Origin of the sequence: Trichocoleus sp. DQ-U1 (assembly GCF_039961925.1) — a bacterium.
Classification (GTDB): Bacteria; Cyanobacteriota; Cyanobacteriia; order Cyanobacteriales; family FACHB-T130; genus FACHB-T130.
On sequence record NZ_JAMPKB010000166.1, the window covers coordinates 1 to 3,213 of the forward strand.

General features: G+C 49.3%; 2 protein-coding genes and 1 pseudogene. 2 read left to right on the forward strand and 1 reads right to left on the reverse strand.

Going from position 1 to position 3,213, the window contains the following annotated elements:
* Both NDI34_RS27955 and NDI34_RS27960 read left to right on the forward strand, forming a co-directional pair.
* The coding region (locus tag NDI34_RS27955; protein WP_348234475.1) for a UDP-N-acetylmuramoyl-L-alanyl-D-glutamate--2,6-diaminopimelate ligase at positions 1-1,107 on the forward strand (1,107 nt) is incomplete at its 5' end.
* Positions 1,108-1,435: 328 nt separating this feature from the next.
* On the forward strand, positions 1,436-3,088 hold the full coding sequence (locus tag NDI34_RS27960; RefSeq protein ID WP_348234476.1) for a DICT sensory domain-containing protein: 1,653 nt from the start codon (positions 1,436-1,438) through the stop codon (positions 3,086-3,088).
* A gap of 29 nt (positions 3,089-3,117) precedes the next feature.
* On the opposite strand, the pseudogene NDI34_RS27965 reads toward NDI34_RS27960, so the two are convergent.
* Positions 3,118-3,213: pseudogene (locus NDI34_RS27965) on the reverse strand (IS982 family transposase); the annotation flags it as partial.

Consider the following 3,213-nt stretch of genomic DNA (forward strand, 5'->3'; position numbering starts at 1 on the left):
TTCCTGACTTGGAGCCAGTTACCAACGGCTTTATTTGGGACGCTGTATGCCCGTTGGGCTGGCTTTACACAAACCGCTGCCCACACGACGCCTTTTGCGGTCGAACTGCAAAAACAACTGGCAGAAGCGATCGCAGCCGGATCTCAGATGGGTGTGATGGAAGTAAGTTCCCACGCTTTGGCGCAAGGTCGGATTTTGGGTTGTCCGTTCTCGGTTGCTGTGTTTACCAATCTCACCCAGGATCATCTAGACTTCCACCACGACATGGAAGATTACTTCAATGCAAAAGCGTTGCTGTTTAGCCCTGAATATCTCAAAGGGCGGGCGGTAATTAATTCAGATGATTCTTATGGACAGCGATTGATCGAACGGTTAAATCCAGACCAAGTATGGCGCTACAGCGTCAACGATTCGACCGCCGATTTATGGATGAGCGATCTGAGTTATGAGCCAACGGGAGTCAGTGGGGTGATGCATACACCCAAAGGGGACGTGGCTTTCCGTTCTCCCCTGGTCGGGCAGTACAATCTGGAAAATTTACTTGCCGCTGTGGGAGCAGTGTTGCATCTGGGAGTAGATTTGGAGTTAATTGCGGCGGCGCTACCCCAATTTTCGGGAGTGCCGGGACGGATGGAACGAGTGCAAATCGGTTCCCAGCAAGAGATTAGCGTTATTGTCGATTATGCTCACACGCCGGACAGTTTGGAGAATTTGCTAAAAGCGGCGCGTCCGTTTATTCCCGGTAAGATGATCTGCATCTTCGGTTGTGGAGGCGATCGCGATCGCACTAAACGCCCGAAAATGGGTCAAATTGCCGCGCAGTTAGCAGACAAAGCCGTTGTTACCTCCGACAATCCGCGGACGGAAGATCCAGAACGGATTTTGCAAGATATTGTCGCCGGGATACCAACCTCGGCTCAACCAGTGATGGTGATTAGCGATCGCGCGACTGCCATTCATACCGCCATTTTAGAAGCCCAACCGGGTGATGGTGTCCTGATTGCTGGTAAAGGTCATGAAGACTACCAAATCTTAGGAACGGAAAAAATCCACTTTGACGATCGAGAACAAGCACGGGATGCCTTATTAAAGCGGATGCCTGGTTAAAGCAATTGTAGATTTTAGATTTTAGAGTGGAGCGGTTAACTTGTAACTAGGCGCAATTCAATCTAACTTGTTGTCTCTTGAAATGGAGATTGATGGCTGGGAAAGGATTAAAGAGACACTCGCTAGATGGGTAGAAATCAAGATAAAACTATCTCTGGTTTCTCTCAATCTGCGCTCCGCACCGCTGCGCTAAAAGTAGCTATAAAGGAGTTTCCACTCAAAAGTCTTCAAAACCATCCAAGTTGATTTTCACCCATTTGTTGAGACATCAGTGCATTTAACAAGTCACCTTTTCATCCAAAAGCAACCTCTAAAATCTTAAAATCTTATGGATGCATCCCTTTACCAATTGGCTCTGCGTGTAGAGTCAGCGCCTCAGCCGCTTGCCGTGAGTGCAACTACGCTCAAGTCCTTGCTGTGGGCGCTGATGGACGTACTGATTGACCAACAACTGCCAGCCAAACTCTGGGTAAAGCTACCGCCTGGAGAAGGCTGGCAGGCGCAGATAGAACAATATCAGGAGCGGGGGCAGGTTGGGCATACGATTTATGTCTGTAACGGCAAAGAGGGACGAGAGCAGGAGAGAGTAGAAGCCGGACAGAGCGAGCGCCAGGAAGAATTTGAAAATTCCCCTTATGCACTCACCGGATCGCCAAAAATTTCCCCCACCGCCTCGCAGATTATTCCAGTTCAACTGAAGCCGGAAAACGCAATTTCCAGAGAATATTTTTTGTTAGTGCTATCCGAACGCTTTTGCGGCTTAATTTTGGCTCATCGACCCCGCAGCGCTAAGCCATCTGCCCAGACAACTTCAAAGGATTTGGATCAAATCAAAAATATAGACTCAAAAGAGTTTCTCGCTTCTCAGTACCGGAATAAGAGCGCCCTAGGCAATCCTTACGGGGCACAGTCAGGCGTTAGCGAAAGCGTTTTGGCTTTGCAAAAGCAAATGGCTACAGCTGGCACGGAGGACAAGCGAGGACGACCGCTGCTGACAATTTGCGCTTTTGACAAGCCAGTGATTCAGGAGGTTTTGCAGGGAATCCGACCCGCGATCGCGCCCACTGAAGAGACTCTCCTCAGCAACTGGGACAAGCTATTTACCTTACCGCAATCACCCGATTTAGTACAGAATCGAGCGATCGCATCCATCCTGACTCAGTTACTGGTAAAACAAGTCCAGCAGCAAGAGGAAATCGGGCGGGGTGCTGCCGCCAATCATGCATCAACAACGGAAATCGCCGAACTCCAGCGGCAAAATCAAGCTTTGCTGGATGAAGTGCGCTTTAAAGATGAACTACTAAGCAATGCGCTGTTGGAACTGCGGACGCCGCTAACCAACATGAAAACCGCACTGACGCTGCTAGAGTCCCCACAACTCAAACCCTCGCAGCGTCAGCGCTACCTGCATTTGCTGCATACACAGTGCGATCGCCAAGTTTCCTTGATTAGCGGTTTAATGGAGCTAGTACAGCTAGATCGGGCAACTACCCCAACAACTTTGCTTCCAGTGCAGTTGGCAGATATCGTGCCTGGAGTTGTCAGCACCTATCAAGCGATCGCGCAAGAAAAAGGTATCCAGTTAGGCTACACGGTCAGTCCTAACCTTCCGGCTGTCTCCTGCTTAGAGGCATGGCTGCGACAAATTATTATCAATTTGCTACACAACAGCATTAAATTCACTCCCACTGGCGGTCAGGTGGTGGTACGCACCAAGCAACAAGGCGAATACGTACAGTTGGAATTTCGCGATACCGGCATCGGCATTGCCCCGAACGAATTGCCCAAGATTTTTGACCGCTTTTATCGCGGACGCCTAGCACCGGGCGAAGAAGTTTTCGGTGCTGGATTAGGTTTAACCATTGTGCAGCAACTTCTCCTACGTTGCGCTGGCTCTATTTCTGTCACCAGTAAACTTGGTCAGGGTTCTACTTTCAAAGTGTTGTTACCCGTTCACCATTCGACATCTGTTCAGCCGTAAGTTGGGTATCTGAATAACCTGAGTTCGGGTTAAGCAGCTTGAGGCAAAGTGAAATCCAGATTGAGTGAAGGCTTCTTTGGCTGATGACAATAAGCAATCAATCCGCAGAGGATATTCACCATAAA